The 16286-nt window shown below is 56.8% G+C and carries 17 protein-coding genes and 2 pseudogenes; 10 read left to right on the forward strand and 9 right to left on the reverse strand.

What is annotated here, in order from left to right:
• The 3 genes from AC1DM5_RS21055 to AC1DM5_RS21065 all read right to left on the reverse strand — a co-directional run.
• On the reverse strand, nucleotides 1–738 hold a 738-nt coding region (locus AC1DM5_RS21055), incomplete at its 3' end, for an Asp-tRNA(Asn)/Glu-tRNA(Gln) amidotransferase subunit GatB (protein WP_477975531.1).
• A 67-nt stretch (nucleotides 739–805) separates the two neighbouring features.
• Entirely contained in the window at nucleotides 806–1186 is a 381-nt protein-coding gene (locus tag AC1DM5_RS21060) for an NAD(P)-binding domain-containing protein (protein ID WP_477824190.1), read from the reverse strand.
• A gap of 182 nt (nucleotides 1187–1368) precedes the next feature.
• Nucleotides 1369–2229 carry an alpha/beta fold hydrolase gene (locus AC1DM5_RS21065; RefSeq protein WP_477824189.1) on the reverse strand — a complete coding sequence of 287 codons (861 nt, stop codon included), beginning with the start codon at nucleotides 2227–2229 and terminating at the stop codon, nucleotides 1369–1371.
• Between the two features lie 76 nt (nucleotides 2230–2305).
• On the opposite strand from AC1DM5_RS21065, the gene AC1DM5_RS21070 reads away from it, so the two are divergent.
• The 4 genes from AC1DM5_RS21070 to AC1DM5_RS21085 all read left to right on the forward strand — a co-directional run bounded on the left by AC1DM5_RS21070 (nucleotide 2306) and on the right by AC1DM5_RS21085 (nucleotide 6510).
• On the forward strand, nucleotides 2306–2938 hold the full coding sequence (locus AC1DM5_RS21070; RefSeq protein ID WP_477824188.1) for a GntR family transcriptional regulator: 633 nt from the start codon (nucleotides 2306–2308) through the stop codon (nucleotides 2936–2938).
• Between the two features lie 13 nt (nucleotides 2939–2951).
• Nucleotides 2952–4475, forward strand: a complete 1524-nt coding sequence (locus tag AC1DM5_RS21075) for an aldehyde dehydrogenase (protein WP_477824187.1) — start codon at nucleotides 2952–2954, stop codon at nucleotides 4473–4475.
• Between the two features lie 69 nt (nucleotides 4476–4544).
• Nucleotides 4545–5927 carry an MFS transporter gene (locus AC1DM5_RS21080; RefSeq protein ID WP_477824186.1) on the forward strand — a complete coding sequence of 461 codons (1383 nt, stop codon included), beginning with the start codon at nucleotides 4545–4547 and terminating at the stop codon, nucleotides 5925–5927.
• A 286-nt stretch (nucleotides 5928–6213) separates the two neighbouring features.
• On the forward strand, nucleotides 6214–6510 hold the full coding sequence (locus tag AC1DM5_RS21085) for a hypothetical protein (protein ID WP_477824185.1): 297 nt from the start codon (nucleotides 6214–6216) through the stop codon (nucleotides 6508–6510).
• 181 nt (nucleotides 6511–6691) lie between these two features.
• Here the strand turns inward: AC1DM5_RS21085 and AC1DM5_RS21090 are convergent, their stop codons facing one another.
• On the reverse strand, nucleotides 6692–7045 hold the full coding sequence (locus tag AC1DM5_RS21090) for a hypothetical protein (RefSeq protein ID WP_477824184.1): 354 nt from the start codon (nucleotides 7043–7045) through the stop codon (nucleotides 6692–6694).
• A gap of 567 nt (nucleotides 7046–7612) precedes the next feature.
• Between AC1DM5_RS21090 and AC1DM5_RS21095 the strand changes: the two genes are divergently transcribed.
• A complete protein-coding gene (locus tag AC1DM5_RS21095; RefSeq protein WP_477824183.1) occupies nucleotides 7613–7969 on the forward strand; it encodes a hypothetical protein in 357 nt (118 codons plus the stop codon).
• A gap of 350 nt (nucleotides 7970–8319) precedes the next feature.
• Here the strand turns inward: AC1DM5_RS21095 and AC1DM5_RS21100 are convergent, their stop codons facing one another.
• Nucleotides 8320–8736, reverse strand: coding sequence for a helix-turn-helix domain-containing protein (locus AC1DM5_RS21100; protein WP_477975533.1), 417 nt, complete (start codon nucleotides 8734–8736; stop codon nucleotides 8320–8322).
• Here AC1DM5_RS21100 and AC1DM5_RS21105 point away from each other — a divergent pair.
• A pseudogene (locus AC1DM5_RS21105) lies at nucleotides 8720–9201 on the forward strand (IS110 family RNA-guided transposase); the annotation flags it as partial. The gene AC1DM5_RS21100 and the pseudogene AC1DM5_RS21105 overlap by 17 nt on opposite strands.
• 532 nt (nucleotides 9202–9733) lie before the next feature.
• Entirely contained in the window at nucleotides 9734–10711 is a 978-nt protein-coding gene (locus AC1DM5_RS21110) for a hypothetical protein (RefSeq protein ID WP_477824181.1), read from the forward strand.
• Between the two features lie 65 nt (nucleotides 10712–10776).
• On the opposite strand, the gene AC1DM5_RS21115 is transcribed toward AC1DM5_RS21110, so the two are convergent.
• Entirely contained in the window at nucleotides 10777–11094 is a 318-nt protein-coding gene (locus AC1DM5_RS21115) for a GFA family protein (protein WP_477824180.1), read from the reverse strand.
• A gap of 367 nt (nucleotides 11095–11461) precedes the next feature.
• Here AC1DM5_RS21115 and AC1DM5_RS21120 point away from each other — a divergent pair, with 367 nt between their 5' ends.
• Nucleotides 11462–12355, forward strand: coding sequence for a LysR substrate-binding domain-containing protein (locus AC1DM5_RS21120; protein ID WP_477824179.1), 894 nt, complete (start codon nucleotides 11462–11464; stop codon nucleotides 12353–12355).
• Nucleotides 12356–12477: 122 nt separating this feature from the next.
• Here the strand turns inward: AC1DM5_RS21120 and AC1DM5_RS21125 are convergent.
• Nucleotides 12478–12549, reverse strand: a pseudogene (locus AC1DM5_RS21125) (L,D-transpeptidase); the annotation flags it as partial.
• A gap of 172 nt (nucleotides 12550–12721) precedes the next feature.
• Nucleotides 12722–13258, reverse strand: a complete 537-nt coding sequence (locus tag AC1DM5_RS21130; RefSeq protein ID WP_477975535.1) for a P-loop NTPase family protein — start codon at nucleotides 13256–13258, stop codon at nucleotides 12722–12724.
• A gap of 113 nt (nucleotides 13259–13371) precedes the next feature.
• Here AC1DM5_RS21130 and AC1DM5_RS21135 point away from each other — a divergent pair, with 113 nt between their 5' ends.
• Nucleotides 13372–14097 (forward strand): phosphotransferase, encoded by a 726-nt coding sequence (locus AC1DM5_RS21135; protein ID WP_477824192.1) that lies wholly within the window; start codon nucleotides 13372–13374, stop codon nucleotides 14095–14097.
• Nucleotides 14098–14235: 138 nt separating this feature from the next.
• Nucleotides 14236–14775, forward strand: a complete 540-nt coding sequence (locus tag AC1DM5_RS21140) for a P-loop NTPase family protein (protein ID WP_477824177.1) — start codon at nucleotides 14236–14238, stop codon at nucleotides 14773–14775.
• Between the two features lie 1045 nt (nucleotides 14776–15820).
• On the opposite strand, the gene AC1DM5_RS21145 is transcribed toward AC1DM5_RS21140, so the two are convergent.
• Entirely contained in the window at nucleotides 15821–16201 is a 381-nt protein-coding gene (locus tag AC1DM5_RS21145) for a hypothetical protein (RefSeq protein WP_477975537.1), read from the reverse strand.
• Between the last annotated feature and the right edge of the window lie 85 nt (nucleotides 16202–16286).

Consider the following 16286-nt stretch of genomic DNA (forward strand, 5'->3'; position numbering starts at 1 on the left):
GATGAAGCGGATGGAGTTGACGTTCTTGATTTCGCAACGCGTGCCGAAGGGCTCGCCCGGACGGCGCACGGAGACGTTGACGTCGGCGCGCATGGAGCCTTCGTCCATGTTGCCGTCGCAGGTGCCGAGGTAGCGTACGATGGAGCGCAACTTCGTCATGTAGGCCTTGGCCTCATCGGAGGTGCGCATATCCGGCTTGGAGACGATTTCCATGAGCGCCACGCCCGAACGGTTGAGGTCGATATAGGACATGGTCGGATGCTGGTCGTGCATCGACTTGCCGGCATCCTGTTCCAGATGCAGGCGTTCGATGCCGATCTCGATATCCTCGAACTGGCCCTGGCGATCCGGGCCGAGCGAGATGACGATCTTGCCCTCGCCGACGATCGGATCCTTGTACTGGGAGATCTGATAGCCCTGCGGTAGGTCCGGAAAGAAATAATTCTTACGTTCGAAGACCGAGCGCTTGTTGATCGCGGCCTTCAGGCCTAGTCCGGTGCGCACCGCCTTGCGGACGCATYCCTCGTTGATCACTGGCAGCATGCCCGGCATCGCCGCGTCGACCAGCGATACATTGGCATTGGCGGGCTTGCCGAATTCGGTCGAGGCGCCGGAGAAGAGTTTCGAATAGGAAAGAACCTGGGCGTGCACCTCCATGCCGATAATCACTTCCCAATCACCGGTGGCGCCGGGAATGAAGCGTTTCGGATCGGGCGTGCGGACGTCGACAAGGGGCATCTTGCGCTCGTCAAATGGTCTGGTTCGATGGTTTGGAGGTAGAGCAAATGCGGCGATGGTGCAAGCTTTAGAAGGCAAGACCGTAAGTGCCGGGTTTATCCACGACAGCGACATTCTGGCTGACCTCTTCGAAGATATCTTTCGGCAGATCTGCGATCTTCCATTGCGGTATTGCAACGATCACGATCTCTCCATTGCGCGCCGCCTCGTGCACGGAGGCGGCGGTCGCTCCGGTCTCTGCGACAAGATCGGTAAGCGATGTCGGCCCGCACGAGTTAGCAATGAAGACTTTGTGGCCCAACTTCGAGAAACGGCGCGCGAGCGTACCGCCTATGTGTCCGGACCTGCGATGCTTGGCTATATTTTCCGTCCAGGAAATTTCGAATCGGGTCACCGAGTGTGAATGAGCGCCGAAGGTTGGCCCCCAGCCAAAAGGCAACAGGTGCATAACTTTGCAGGCAAATTCGCAACCCGGGTAGGGTCATCATCGGCGCCGATCGTGACCCCGTTCGATTTCCATTTCGTATTTGTAAATCAAAGCCTTACGCAGATGCGGTAATGGATCAACCTTCGGCGCTAATTCACAGTCGAACGTTGTAAAACCCAGCCAGCGACACGAAGACACCCCTCCTAACGTTCGAGTGAGATTGTCTTTGGGTGGGCAGAAACAGGGGCTGCGAGAAATTGATCAAGTAGGGCGATAACCTCGTCGGGCGCTTGCAGTGGCGGTACATGCGCACAGTCCTTGAGTATGGATAATCTGGCATCGCGAAGCCGTCCGACCAGATCATATGCCATCTCTGGTGGTGTTGCCCGATCTTCATCTCCGACAATGACCAGTGTGGGGCAGCGCACCGCCGAAACGCTGGCCGACAGATCAAGCGAAGCGAGTGTGTCGCAGGCCTCGCAAAAAACACCCACATTCGTGCGGAGAAACGCCTGGCGACGATCCTGCATTAGATCAGGATGGCTCTCTTGAAATTCGGCGGCAAACAATCTGTTCATCGCGGTTTCGGCAATCGCGGCAAGCCCGGCCGCTGACGCGGCCGCCGCCATTTTTCGAAACGCCTCCCTGCCTTCGTCCGAAAATCTTGCCCCACAGCCCATTAGAACAAGGCGGGATATTAGCGCAGGATGCCTGATCGCAGTCTGGAGCGCCACGAATGCGCCGAAACCATTTCCGAGCAGGGCAGCTTCCCCATTCGCCGCAAATGCTTCGATCAGGCTTGCGATACGATCGGCGGTTTCGTCAAAACCTTTCAAGCTCGCGGGCGATCCGCCAAAACCTGGAAGATCGGGGACGATCACTCGATAATGCGCAGCGAGCGCGGGCATTATCCTATCGAAACTTTCACGGTCGGACAGCAACGAATGAAGCAGGATCAGCGGCTGTCCGCGACCGGCCACGTAAAGGTTCATTTTCTTGTCCATCACAAATCCACAAATACGTCTGTCTTGATATTTCATAAATCCCATCTTCGTGTATTGCAAATCCTTATTTCTCAGGTGTAAGACTCGTCTTGTGAAATATCACGAAATACGATCATGCCAGAGGCGAGATACGAACTTGCTGCTCAGAGAAAATATCTACGACGCGCTTCGCACCGAAATCTTGACCTGCCGCTTGATGCCGGGCGAGGAGATCCGCGAACAGGATCTCGCTGCCCGTTATGAGGTCAGCCGACAGCCAATCCGTGAAGCGTTACTGCGATTGCAGCAGGATCGCCTGGTGACCGTGCAGCCGCGGCAAGGCTATCAGGTCAATCCGATTTCGATGAAGGATGTCCGGGATCTCTTCCAGTTCCGCCTTGCGCTGGAGCCCGCATGTGTCGCCGCTGCGATCGAGAGCGCCGACGATCAGACACTGTCGGCCCTCGATCGTTTTCGATCCATCGGGCCCGAAGAGGATTTTATCGATTACAACAGAGCCTTTCATGATGCGCTCGCCGCAGCCTCCGGCAATAGCCGAATGGAGGCCGCCATCAGGGATGTTCTTGATCAGGCCGACCGCCTGGTCCGCCTTTCCGTCAGCACCATCAAGGGACGAGACCCGCAAAAGCTCGTTGGTGAACACGGCGATATCATCGAGGCCGTGCAGCGGCGCGATGTCCGCGCCGCGCGCAAACTTATCAGTGCCCATGTGATTGATGGCCAGAAGCGCGTCCTATCCGCCCTCGGGCGGAGCGCTGTCAGGTCTTGATTGGAGAAAACCCATGAACCAGACGACCCGTGATCCTGCCGTGGAGACCCACGGTAATTTCGTAGATGGCAAGGAAATCGAAGCTGGCAACGGCACGTTCATCGATGTCCGCAACCCGGCGACCGGGATGGTGATCGCGCGCATCCCGAACTCGACACCTGCCGATATCGATCGTGCGATGAAGAGTGCCCGTGCGGCTTTCGAAGGCCGCGAATGGGGTGGAATGGATATTCGCGCGCGCGCCCGCCTCGTCAACAGACTGGCGGATGCTTTTGAGGCTAACCTTGAGACTCTGTACCGCCTGGAGACGCTGAATAACGGCAGGCCGCTCAATGAGACGCGGGCGCAACTCTCGCGGCTTCCGGATTTCTTCCGCTACTTTGCTGGCCTTGCAATTGCCCGCCGCGATGATGTCATTCCGGTCGAAGGGTCCTATCTCAACTACACGCTGCGCACGCCGATCGGCGTCGTCGCCAACTGCACGCCGTTCAATCATCCGCTGATGATCATGTGCAAGTCCCTTGCCGCGGTTTTGGCATCCGGTTGCACAACTGTCGTTAAGCCGTCGGAATATACCCCGCTGACCACCTTGAAACTTGCGGAGATCTTCGTTGAGGCCGGCCTCCCGAAAGGTGTGTTCAACGTCGTCCTTGGCTACGGCCCCGAAGCAGGCCGATTCCTGGCAGAGCACCCCGACATCAACAAGCTCGTGCTGACCGGCGGCACGGAAGCGGGCCGGATTGCAGGCAGCGCCGCAGCGAAAGTGTTCGCGCATCAGACGCTGGAGCTCGGCGGCAAGACGGCCGTCATGGTGTTTGACGACTTCGACGTCGATCAGGCAGTGAACTATGCCGCCTTTAGCGCCTTCATCGGGGCGGGCCAGACATGCGTGTGCGGCAGCCGGCATCTCGTCCAGGAATCGATCTACGATGCCTTTGTCGAAAAACTTGCCGCCAAGGCGCGCTCCCTCCGGATCGGAAACCCGTTCGATCCTGAGACCCAGCTTGGCCCCGTTATTTCGGCCAGACAACGCGAGCGCGTCCTGACTTATTCCCAGCTCGGCCGCGAAGCCGGAGCCCGTGCGGTCGCGGGCGGCGACGTCGCAAACGTACCGGGATTTGAAGGCGGCTATTTCGTCCAGCCGACCGTGTTTGCCGACGTCAAGGCGGATATGCGCGTCTTTCAGGAAGAGGTATTCGGGCCATTCACCAGCGTTACGCCCTTCAAGGATGAAGCGGAGGCGCTGCGCCTCGCCAATGATTCGCCCTTCGGTCTCGGAGCTGCAATCCGCACCCGCGATGTTGCCCGCGCACACCGCGTCGCCGCCAGCGTGAAGGCTGGAATTGTCTGGGTCAACGACCATCACCGCCTGGATCCGGCATCTCCCTGGGGCGGTGTCGGTGAAAGCGGCATCGGCCGTGAGTTCGGGCTGGAAAGCTTCAACGACCACTTCAACGTCAAGAGCGTCATGGTGGCAACCGTAGACAAGCCCTTCGACTGGTACAGCGCCACCGCAACGCAAACCCGTCTGAACTGACGGATAGCGCGAGGCGGTAGCGGAGGAATTCTCCGCCTCGCGACCCAGGATTGATCTCAGGAGGAGATAATGTCGACCATCGTCAATGCAGGTGGGCGCCTCGATCGGCTGCCCACCGGTAGGTTCCACTATCGCATCATGTGGCTCATCGGGATCGGTATGTTCCTCGATGGCTTCGACATCTACGTTGCCGCGACCGTGCTTGGAGCGACGCTTGCAAGCGGATTTTCGACGCTCGGCCAGAATGCCTTTTTCGTTTCCGCAACCTTTGTCGGGATGATGCTTGGCGCATTTGCGACCGGCTTCCTCGGAGACCGCTATGGACGACGCTTCACCTATCAGATCAACCTGCTCCTCTTCGGCTTGGCCTCGATCGCCGCAGCATTTGCTCCGAACATGGAGGTGCTGATCTTCCTTCGCTTCCTGATCGGCGTCGGATTGGGTGCCGAAAATGTCGTCGGCTATTCGACAATGACGGAATTCGTGCCGTCGCGCACGCGCGGACGCTGGCTCGGCCTGATGGCGGTCTTCGTCGTAACAGGACTGCCCGCCGCCTCGCTTCTGGGCTATCTGATCATTCCGCTCTTCGGCTGGCGAACGATGTTCGTCATCGGCGGCGTTGCCGCACTCGCTATCTGGTACATGCGTAAAAAGCTGCCGGAATCCCCGCGATGGCTGGAATCGGTCGGCAGGACGGCTGAAGCAGAAGAGCTCATTTCCAAGATCGAGGCCGAGATTTCAGGGGGCCGGCCGCTGCCGCCTCCAAGCCCGGCGGCGGTGCTGCCGCGCGTCGAGATGTCGGCGCTCTTCCGGCAGCCGATGCTGTCGCGCATGATCGTCGGATGCGTTACGCTGGTAGTGGTGAACACACTGCTTTACGGCTTCGTGACCTGGCTTCCAACCTTCTTCGTCAGCCAGGGCCTTAGCACGACGAAATCCTTCGGCTTTGCTCTTCTCATGGGCCTGGGCGCTCCCGTCGGCTCGGCCATCGGTGCCCTTACCTCGGACGCATGGGGCCGCAAACCGACAATTATCGGTGCATCCCTGCTCGCGATCGTCTTCGGCATCATCTACCCGCAAGTATCCGACCCCGTCTGGCTGCCGGTCATCGGTTTTGCGCTGACCGTGCCGATCTATATTCTGGTCGCACTGCTCTTCGGCATCTATATCCCCGAGCTGTTTCCGACAGAGGTGCGCCTGCGCGCTTCCGGGATATGCCAGACCCTGGGGCGAGGGGCCACCATCGTAACGCCCTTCATCGTCGTCTCGCTTTTCCAGTCGCATGGAATATCAGGTGTGCTCGTCATGATGATCGGCCTACTGGCGCTTCAGATCATCGTCGTGGCTGTTTTCGGCATCGAACCGAAGGCAAGGCGCCTGGAGGAACTAACGCAGCCCGAAACCGATCGCGCTGTCGAGCGCGTTCCCGTCGGGAGACAAACGCCAAGCTGATATCATTTCCATCGCCGGGCAGATGCGGTCTGTCCGTTTCGCTTGTTCCAGTTCAAAATCCTGCCGGCTCAACATTTGGGCCGCATCTTTTACGGCTAGGGCGCTGCTCGTGTTGGGAGACCATCTGACGCTTTCGTCGGATTCGCACTTCTTCTCAATAGCATAACATGTCAACGGACGGAGGCACAGCCGGTGGGTTGAACCGACTCCTAGAGGTTCTTCCAAGCCGGACGCCGCCGCTTCCCTATCCGGTCGGACGTTCGTCAAGGCAGTCAACGCAGCGGGCTTGGAAGGGCTTGTCTGCTGTTTTGCAGAGGACGCCCTGGTCAACGACCAGCTGTCCGAATATTCCGGAAAACGAGAGATTGTCGACTGGGCGATGCGCGACATCATCGCGGAGAATCTGACACTTTTTGTCCCGCGCGAAGTTACCAGTTACAACAATTCGAATCTGACGGTGGAGGTCGATGGTGATTTCGACAAGCGTGGACTGCCGGCACCACTGGTATTGAATTTTTATATCACGATCTTCGACACGAAAATCGTTCAGCTTATTATGCTCCGGAATCAAAATTACCTTTGACCTGTTGGCATCCTCTGCTCCGGCTGGGTCTGGTCAGCAATCCATTGAGCACAGGATGAGGCCTCCTCGTCCTGGCAGGTCAGTGTGATCGCAGGCCGGCGGGACGATGTGGCATGCAGATGCGCGAGCCGCGCTTCGAAGATCGTGTGCCGCTCGCCGGCAGGGGCCGATGCAACCCTCATCAGGAGCAGACTTCCACCAGCACGCGATGGCCGTACCGGTTGAGGCGCCATTCCGGCTGGCAGTAATCCGGATAGTAGTCGTCATCATCGCCGAAGAACAGACGATTTCTATCATGGAAGGCGAAGCGACCGTCGCGTTGTCCGTCAAAATGGCCTGGGCCGCCAAATTGATGTCCTTCAAAGCCGCGCCCGGCGAAATTTCCGCCGCCGAAGTGGCCGCCAGCAGCCGAGAAACCGGCACCGCCGTGGCCACCGCCTTCGTGAGCGAGGGCAGGTGTGGTTGCTGCAATAGAAGCGGCAGCCAGTGTTAGCGTAACAAGGCCCGTCGAGATGATCTTACGAAACATAACCATAGTCTTATTCCTTGCAAAGCGGCCTGTCGTGAACCGCAAGAAATATATGTGCAGTGAAGTTGGCCTCTCCTAGCCGCGGATAGATCATATCTTGGTCACAACTGATCGCGAGAAAGATATGGAATAATTTCGAATTGCCGAAATTCTTCCAAGGCAAGGCGTTCGCAAACTGATTCTCAACGCTCGCGAAAATTCTCCATTATCGGGTGACGAACCCGGCCTCCAGTCGCATCGCTCCGTGTAACCAGTGGCACAGGTGCCCTTGCAGCAGGCGGCCATGGGCGCTGCCGACGAGGAACCGTGCGGCATGGGGAATGATGAGATCGGCTTCGTTGCTTTCGCTGATCGTCGCTCGGCACGTGCAACCCAAGTTTGTCACAGTCATGGCAAATGTTGGAAATCCACCTAGACATAGGTCTGAACAAGCCTGAACAGGCGTCTGATTTTCGAACTGCCATTTTCGGGCGATCGTCTGACCGCTGCCCAAGACGGCCGGTAGTTGATGGTCACCCCCACCATCGATTGCCGACCATGATTGAGGTAGATCAACCCTAAAGGAGAATTAAGATGAACAGCAGATTCAAGATTGCCTTTGTTGCAGCCTTTGCATCTCTGGCTCTGGCCGGCGTCAGCCGTGCCGAAAGCATCGCGATGAACACAGCCCCCGAAATTGCCCAGACCCTTCGTTCCTTCAATTCCGACTTCAATGTTCGTTACGTCGGAAACTGGGACAACGATCCGGAACATGAGACCCGCGGCCTCTCCGCACCGGGCCGCACGGAGAACCAGTTGCGCGCGATCCGAGTCTCGATCAGCGAAAACAAGGACCTTGTTCGCAAGCTGAATCAGGATGATGTAAAAGTCGACAATATCGTTGACGCCGAACAGGCCGCCGACGGCAGCGTTACCTTCTTCGTACGCTAAACGCCTCACAGCATGGACAATGATCGTCAGTCCATGCTGCAGGACCAGCCGGGCAGCGGAAATCTCTACCGATACCGGAGAATGGTTATTCAGGTATTTTAGACTATCTTCCGGTCTGCCCGGCTTCCAGAATTGGCCCAACTCGTCAGTTCGCTTTCCATGGGGGCACAACTGCGTGCTCGTGCTCTTGGGGATTTAGGTGAGATAAAAAGGTCAAGGCTCAGATCTTTCGCCTTTTGGGACCGGAGATTGCGGCCGGCGGCAAATAGTCCCATCAACTGGACGACGCCTCAGACGTCGTGTTTTCAATGATTTAGTGAATAATTAAAGGCGAGTGGGTTCGATTCTCCTCAAGGCGGCCGATACCGCTTGATAACATTTCGCCTGTTCGAGATTGCCGCAGTGTAGTTTCGGTGCCCTGGTCGAAGGATTGCCTGCGGCTGTTCGCCCTCGCCGGGTTCCACAAGGAGTTCGAACACTTTGCATTCAAGAACACTGGCAATCTTACCCAGAGAGTCAATACGCAGGTTGATTTGCCTGCGCTCGATTTGAGAGATTGAAACACGCTCGAGGTTTGCTTCTAGCGCAAGGCGCTCCTGTGAGAGGCGGGCGATCCTCAGCCCCGCGTCATCGGTCCTGGATAAGGCAAAGTCATCATCAAAACTGATGGTGTGGAACGGCCCTTCGCACCGGCATCGAGGATGCCTATCGTGGTGACGCCAATCGCCACAAGACAGAAGGAACCGTTCCATGGAGAAGATTACCATAATCGGACTGGATTTGGCCAAGTCGGTCTTTCAGATCCACGCCATCACTGAAGACGGACGCGTCGCTGTCCGACGTGTCTTGCGGCGATCACAGGTGTTGGAGTTCTTTCGTCACATCGAACCGTGCCTTGTGGGTATGGAAGCTTGCGGGATTGCCCACTACTGGGCGAATGCGATCGGCGAATTCGGTCATACGGTGCGGTTGATGCCACCGGTCTACGTGAAGCCCTACGTCAAACGCAGCAAGACCGATGCAGCCGATGCGGAGGCGATCTGCGAGGCCGTAACGCGTCCAACAATGCGCTTCGTGCCCTCGAGTCACCGGAGGAGCAAGCTGCCGGGATGGTTTTGAAGACCCGTGAGTTACTCGTGCGTCAGCGAAGCCAGACAGCGAATGCGATGCGTGCTCACATGGCCGAGCTCGGGATCATCGCCGCGACCGGCATGACCAGTATTGCAAAGCTCGTTGCCATTTTGCGCGACGATCGTGACGGTCGTCTACCGAAAGCGTGATGAACCCGAGGGGCGAGACCGGCTTCAGGGCTCTCTTGTATAGGTAAGGTTCGCGACGACCTGCGTGTGATCCAGCAAGATTTCTCTCTACACGGGAACGTTTGTAGCCTATTCATGATTTTCGAACCAAGGACTTGTCATGAGACGCTGGCCTACGTTTGCCGGGTTTGCTCTTGCGATCACGTTGATTGCCGTTCTTGTCTGGCCGGGCGTGGCGTCTAGGAACGTTGGCCACCAATGGTTCGCCTCCGCCAACCGCGGGGACGAGCCTTCGTCTCCAGCCCGGCCTCCCGATAGGYTCGGAAGCAAATTCGAAATACGGACACATCCGATAATCTTGTCCGCCAACTCTTTGCCAATGAGGCCCGGAAGTTCGCCAGCGGTCCCCCTAGGAGGCGGCATCTCTGGCATCTCCTCTCCACTCTGTCTGGTTCCGGTACACAACGGTCTCCCAATAGCGAAGGAAAAATTCCAGTCATTCCGGATGACATCGAAGGTCGTGGCGGTTCCCGGACTGGATCGGCCGATCATATTTGCCTCAAACCGTGGGGGTGTCTGGACCATCGACGAAACACGTACTTTCGTGCCGTTTGGCGGCGCGTTCCCCAATCACTACGGTGACGAATATGCATCTGACGCGTCGAATGGCGATGTGATCGGCGTGAGTTGGAAGCTAGGTGTTTTCCAGCTAAAGCGAGGTGAAAAGGAGTTCCAGCGTTTGTTTGCGGCCGACGGAAAGCCATTTGTGCACCCATTTTCGGCTGTTTACGTCGCCAGGTTCGGCGGAACGGTGATCTCGGATAATTCGGGTCTGTATCTCCTGAAATCGTCAGGCGAAGTCCAACCCATGTTCTGGGATGCGAGCGTGGCACCCGATGGACCTGGTCGAATATTTGACCTTCCCGAACTGAACCTTCTGTTGTTTACCGGTGATGGTCACGCTTACCTGCGGGACGATAGTGGGAAAATCATCGTCTTCGACGATAGCTTCAACGGCATTCAAGCGGCGCGAGTCACCACGGACAAGGAAATCTTCATCCAGCCAACCATCAACGACAACTACACGGTGCGTTGGCCTCCGCGCGACCCCGCACAACTTCCCGCCCATCAAGCGACGCACACTTATGAGAGCTTCGATGGCATTGAGGTCTACGTCGGAGAGATCGTCGCGATACACGGACGGAAGGTGTCGATCTCATTTCCTTCGCGCGATGAGTATCCGCGACCAATCGAATTCCCGGTCGGAAATATACTGGTGAAGCCCGCCGACGATGGTATCTACACACTGAATTCCGAGAACAAGTGGGATTTTGTAGACAGAAGTGGTGAGATGCCGACCAGAATAGCTCCCGATGTGTTCCGCCTTCCAGTCGAAAATAAAGCGTTACTCATTAACGGCAGCCGAGGCTTACACCTTTTGGTCTCGAAAACTGACGAACGGGCTTCGGACTGCTTGAAATGAGGGGCGATCAATGTCGTGTATTTACGTCGGTTGTTTGGCCTGCCGGTCCAGACGTTGCGACGCCGCTAAGTGATTTTGCCGAAAAGGTTTGTCCCTGCGCGGTCTGATGCGGGTATTATTTGTCGTGGTGTTAGCTGCAAGCTCACGCCGGGCGCGTCGAACAGGCAGAAGAGGCGCGAAAACCGGCGACGCTCGTAGGTCTGCACTTCGCCAGTCACACGAAATTGGGGCTGCTGCCAGTTCGCAGTAGCTGAGTAGGCGGAGCCCGTCAGCTTTCGGCATGTGGCGCAATGACATAGGCCCGACACGTAAGGTTCGCCCCAAACTTCATTCCTAACCCTGCCACAGAGGCATCCACCCGTTCGGACGACGTCGACTGTCATTTGCTTGCTCCCCTCATTGAATTTCCGCGCAGGTAGTTGCCGCCCGATACCTAATCCCCCCAACCCACGTGGATGCCATAGTGCCGCCAGATGGCTGAATCGGACTATCGCGGGAAGAGTAGAATCCTATGCCCTATACGGCCTTTTCTATCCAACATGGCGAATGCCAGAAGCCGGCGGCGGCGCGCCGCGACGAGTGCGCATAGTCCTTCGCGCATCCGCGTATTGAACGAGGCATAAAAAGGGCGCTTTGGGCTTGGGTAGAGCATGAATGCAATCCTGGCGTTTGCCAAAAAGTTCACGTGACCCTAGAGTTTCTGCATCCTCGCTTCCAACAAGATGTTGCCGCCTGATATAAGTGGTCTTTATGCCCCGTGTCTTACCTCCACTTGCTGCAATCCGCGCTTTTGAGGCTGTTGCGCGCAAACTGAGCTTTACGCGTGCCGCCGAGGAGTTGGGGATGACGCAGGCGGCAGTGAGCTACCAGATCAAGCTTCTCGAAGACCGTCTGCGCGTAAAGCTTTTCGTCCGCCATTCGCACGGAGTTGTTTTGACGGAGGCCGGGCAGCGCATAGCGCCCAATATCGGCGAGGCCTTCAAACTTCTAAACGAGACTTTCGATGGCCTCGAGCACGCTCAGCAGGAAACTCTAACCGTCAGCACGACCAACGGCTTTGCAGCGCTTTGGTTGGTGCCGCGGCTTGACAGCTTCCAGCTGGCGTACCCGCAGATCACCGTGAGAATAGAAACGACAGAGCGCGTGGTAGACTTCGCACAGGAGGATATGGACGTCGCGGTTCGCGCCGGCGATGGTAAATGGCCGGGTCTGGTGACGGTCAAAGTGCATGACGTATACTATGCACCCATGCTTTCGCCGCAGCTCGCCGCCACTGTTGGCGGCGTCCGCGAGCCCGCCGACATTCTCAAGCTACCGCTGCTCGATCCCCAGAATGCCTTGTGGACAGAGTGGCTGTGCGCCCATGGCTTGCCGCTCGACATTTTGGAGCGCCAGTCTTCGCCCTCGTTAGGCACCCAGGTCTTCAGTGCCCCAGCCGCCGTGGACGGACGCGGCGTCGCCCTGCTCACGCCCAGCTACTTTCGCCGCGAGTTGGCCGAGGGCCGGCTGGTTCAGCCTCTGGCCGAAACATCGAAAGCCGTTTGGGGATACTGGCTTGCTTACCCAGAACGCCGCCGTCGCCTTCGTAAGATCAATGCCTTCAGCACATGGTTATTAGCGGAGGCAGGCAAGGACGTAATCTGACGGTCAGTGAGTATCACGGGATTTTTTCCACTGGCAGACACGAAGGACTTGCCGGCCGACTGAGTGACAAACGCCGGCAACCGATCATCGCGAAGTTGCGGTCGGTGGGCCCCATAACACCGCGGATTTGTGGGGCCAGGCTTCACGACAGCCGGAAGCCTTGGGTTCTTCTGGCGCATGCTTGCAGAGTTTCGGGGGGCCGACCGGTGTGGAGGATTGCGAGGACGCGCAGGCTGACCTCAGGTTGAAGAACGTACGGATTTTGTTCGAGCGGGCAAGCCAAGGACCAGAAATCAAACTCGACGACGTCGCCAATGACGCGGGGACTATCTGACCGGTGCGGCCCGATTGCGATTTCGCAATCTTCTATGGCCGGGTAGGTAAGTCCCAAACCCGGTAGAGATTCTTGAGGGCAGCCGCCGTATGGCATTCGACAGTCGGCAGACCGGCCTCATGAAGAGCCCTCGCATACTTGACGCCACTGTTGCGGTTTTTCAGAAGAATCCAGCGAACCATCTCCCATTTGATGCTGTCTTTGGCACCTTCGAGATGTCCCGCACGGTCCGAGTTGATGAGAGTGCGCTTCAGGTAGCGGGAAAAGCGTAGCCAGCGATTTGAGGTTATAAGAATAGCGCCAGTGGCACGGGCTAATCGCTGCGGCATCAGGCGCGAGTAGTTCCCTTCCATAATCCATTGGTCGCCAAGGATTGCCGCATCATGGAGAGCGGCGAACTCCGCCTCAGGGCGTGCCTTCCAATCTGTCTGGGGAAGATGTTGAAGTTGATCCAGATGCRCGGCCGGGAGATCAAGCTTTTTGGAAACGGCGACTGCCAACGTTGATTTGCCCGCATTGGAAGGGCCGAGAACGACGATGCGCTCGCCAAGGGAGTGCAAAGGCAACATAGGGACACCTGTCGGGAAACCAAAGTATCTCCCTTTGGTGGAAGTATGCAAAGCTGTCAACGTTGACGTGCTCGCTCCACGACGGGCGATACTGTGGAGGTCGAGTGGGACAGATGGAAAGCGAAATTCCCTTGAACGGTGGCCGTGTGACCAAAGATGTCGTGCGTGTCGGCGATACTGTTCGACGTCCGCCGACGTTCAACTCGCCATTCGTCCACAAACTTCTGGAGCACCTTGCGGCTTCGGGTTTTGACGCTGCCCCGCGCTCAAAGGGTTGTGACGAATTCGGGCGCGACGTTTTCTCATACATCGACGGTGACGTGCCAAGGGACCTGTCCTGGCACGGCGACGATGTCCTGATCGGAGCCGCGCGGTTGATACGCCGATATCACGATGCGACGGAGGGTCTTGTTGCATCGCTCTCTGCGCGGGCGGCTGGACTTGAAGTGGTTTGCCATAACGACCTGTCCCCCTGCAATTTCGTGTTTGGTTCGGGACAGCCGCTGGCAATCATCGACTTCGACAGCGCATCACCTGGACCTCGGCTTCACGATCTTGGCTACGCGGCATGGATGTGGCTCGATCTCGGTGATGACGATATCGAGCCCGATCTGCAACGACGCCGGTTGACCATGTTCTGCAGGGCCTATGATGCCAAAGTGGATTTGTCGCGTGTTGTCGATTTTATCATGCTTCGCCAACGGATTCTCGTTGCTCAAGGGCGACGCAGTCTTGATGTGCCTATGGAACGCTGGGCAGTCGATTGCCTCGAATGGACCTTCAGGAACCTCCACAATGCATTCGACCCATCGGACGCCAACAGCGGTACTGGCCAGTAAATGCAGCTCTCGGAAACGTCTAGCCGAGCGCACACGCCCGTGCGAAGCACGCTCTTTCGGCAATTTTGATTTGAATGATCCGAAAGATTCCCGTTAAAATTACCGAGATCGGTATCGTCGAACTATCGGGAAGGCGCAATGGATTCTACCAACGTATCAACCGCCTTCGAGCGAGTGCTCATCATGGGAAACGGTGGCTCCGGTAAAACGTGGCTTGCCCGCCGCATCGGTGAACAGCTTCGCCATCCTATCATTCACCTCGACGACATCCACTGGGAGCCGGGCGGCTATGGGACTGCCCGTGACAGGACGGTTAGAGACGAGATGGTCATGGCCGCAGCTGCCCCGGACCGTTGGATCATGGAAGGCGTCTACGGGCAGTTGGTGAACCTGGTCCTCAACCGCGCGACAGCGTTGATTTGGATTGATCTGCCCGAAGAAGCATGCATCGCCAATGTCAAGGAACGAGGCATCCAGGGCGGCGGGACCCCGACGCAGTTCGATGGGCTCGTAACGTGGGTGGCGGGATATCGGACACGGACCAACAACTGGAATTCGTTCGACGCGCATGCGCGATTATATTCGTCCTTTCCAGGTTCGAAGTGGGTGCTATCGGATCGTGCGGCCGTAACCCTGTTTGCCGACAGTCTGCTGCTGGCCAGAGTAGATCGCCAATGAGTGCCAGCCACTAACGCAAATGTAGAATCGCCAAAAATTTTGCGGCGACCCATTTCTTGGCATGAGCGCGTTCAGGCTCCAAGCGCACACGGCACACTCGCCTTATTCGCGAAGGGCGGATGTTCAAGCTACTTTGACGTTGCGTTAAGCTGTGGGAGCGAGGGTGGGATTAAAGATGGGGACCTAGCGAGCCAATGTATTCTGACTATTCGATGCCGCCATTTCTCGTAACGCCYCTGTTGGCTCTCTCGTTTGCCGCATTCTGTATTTCTGTTTTTATCGCATATCGCGATAGGTCGCGGGGAAACCGTGGGAATGAGCTAGTCATTGCTCCAGCTATTTTGGCGGTTGCTTTTTTTGGAGTGAGGCTGCTTCTCAACTGCTTCTGGGCAAGTAAGTGCTCTATCGCGGCGGTTTGGCCGCAAACCGACGTCTCCTCGGTGCACAATGGGTGGATCGAGTTCGCCGCGATAGTCGGCGCTTTGGGCGCGATGATGGTATACGGCATGCTTGTTGCTGTGAGTTACGTCTTGCCGCCCATTCTATTTGCTTTCGTCATCGGCAGCGTCATTGGTCGATTAATATGGTTATTTCGACGCCGGTACCTGCCGACTTCATCTCACGATACGGATCAAATATCACAAGATAGAAGACCGAGCACCAAGCTACCGTTCGGAAGAAAGAAATAGCTGGGCTCTCACATGCCGGGTGCCGTTTCACATATTTCATACGCACCTGGCGCATGGTTGCCATCGCGCTTCGAAAAAATCTTTGGCACGCGCAATACCCCGACAGCCGACGTTATAGGCGTATTGCTGAAGATGATCAGAACGATTCCACATTTAAGTTAGTGGCTGGCCAATGAGTGAGGTTTTCTTTCCAAATGGCGCTTGGGAACATGCTCGGTACCAAGCATTGCGCGTCATTCACAAGGCCGCCTGGTTTCGACGTCGGAGCGATTGAAGTTGTGGGAAGCCGTCTCGGACATTATGGAAGCTGTCATCTACCGATGATATTCGAGGACTTCGACGTCGCGGTGTGCGATCTATTTCGAACCTTGCGTCGAGGGTTTGAGCTTGATCGCCATGTTGACCTGACCACGCACTGAAATGAAAGCATCACGGTTATTGCCGCGTTGCATATCGACGTTGTTGGTCATCCCGGTTATTTTGCAATCGTCCGCAATCGTCTCCAAAGCAACTGAACAGTTCTTTGACGCAATGTTGTACAGCGCCCTCTGGGCACTTTGAATTTGCTCATCTACCTGAGCGTTCTGATCGAATGGCAGTGACAGCGAGATGCTTGTCTGAACGGTGACGTATCCCTCTGGTATTATAGGGTTTCGCGGCAAAGCGACTTGGCCAAATGCATTGGATGCGGCGAAGGCAAGGAATGTAGCGGCAGCACAAAAGCGATAAGCGATCATTGTATCCTCCGTGATCCGCTACGCATCGCATCAGGCGATTAAATGTACTTGACACAATTGCTTAAAATTGCAGTGGTCCCACGCA

The sequence above is a fragment of the Rhizobium sp. 01T437 genome (assembly GCF_056398505.1).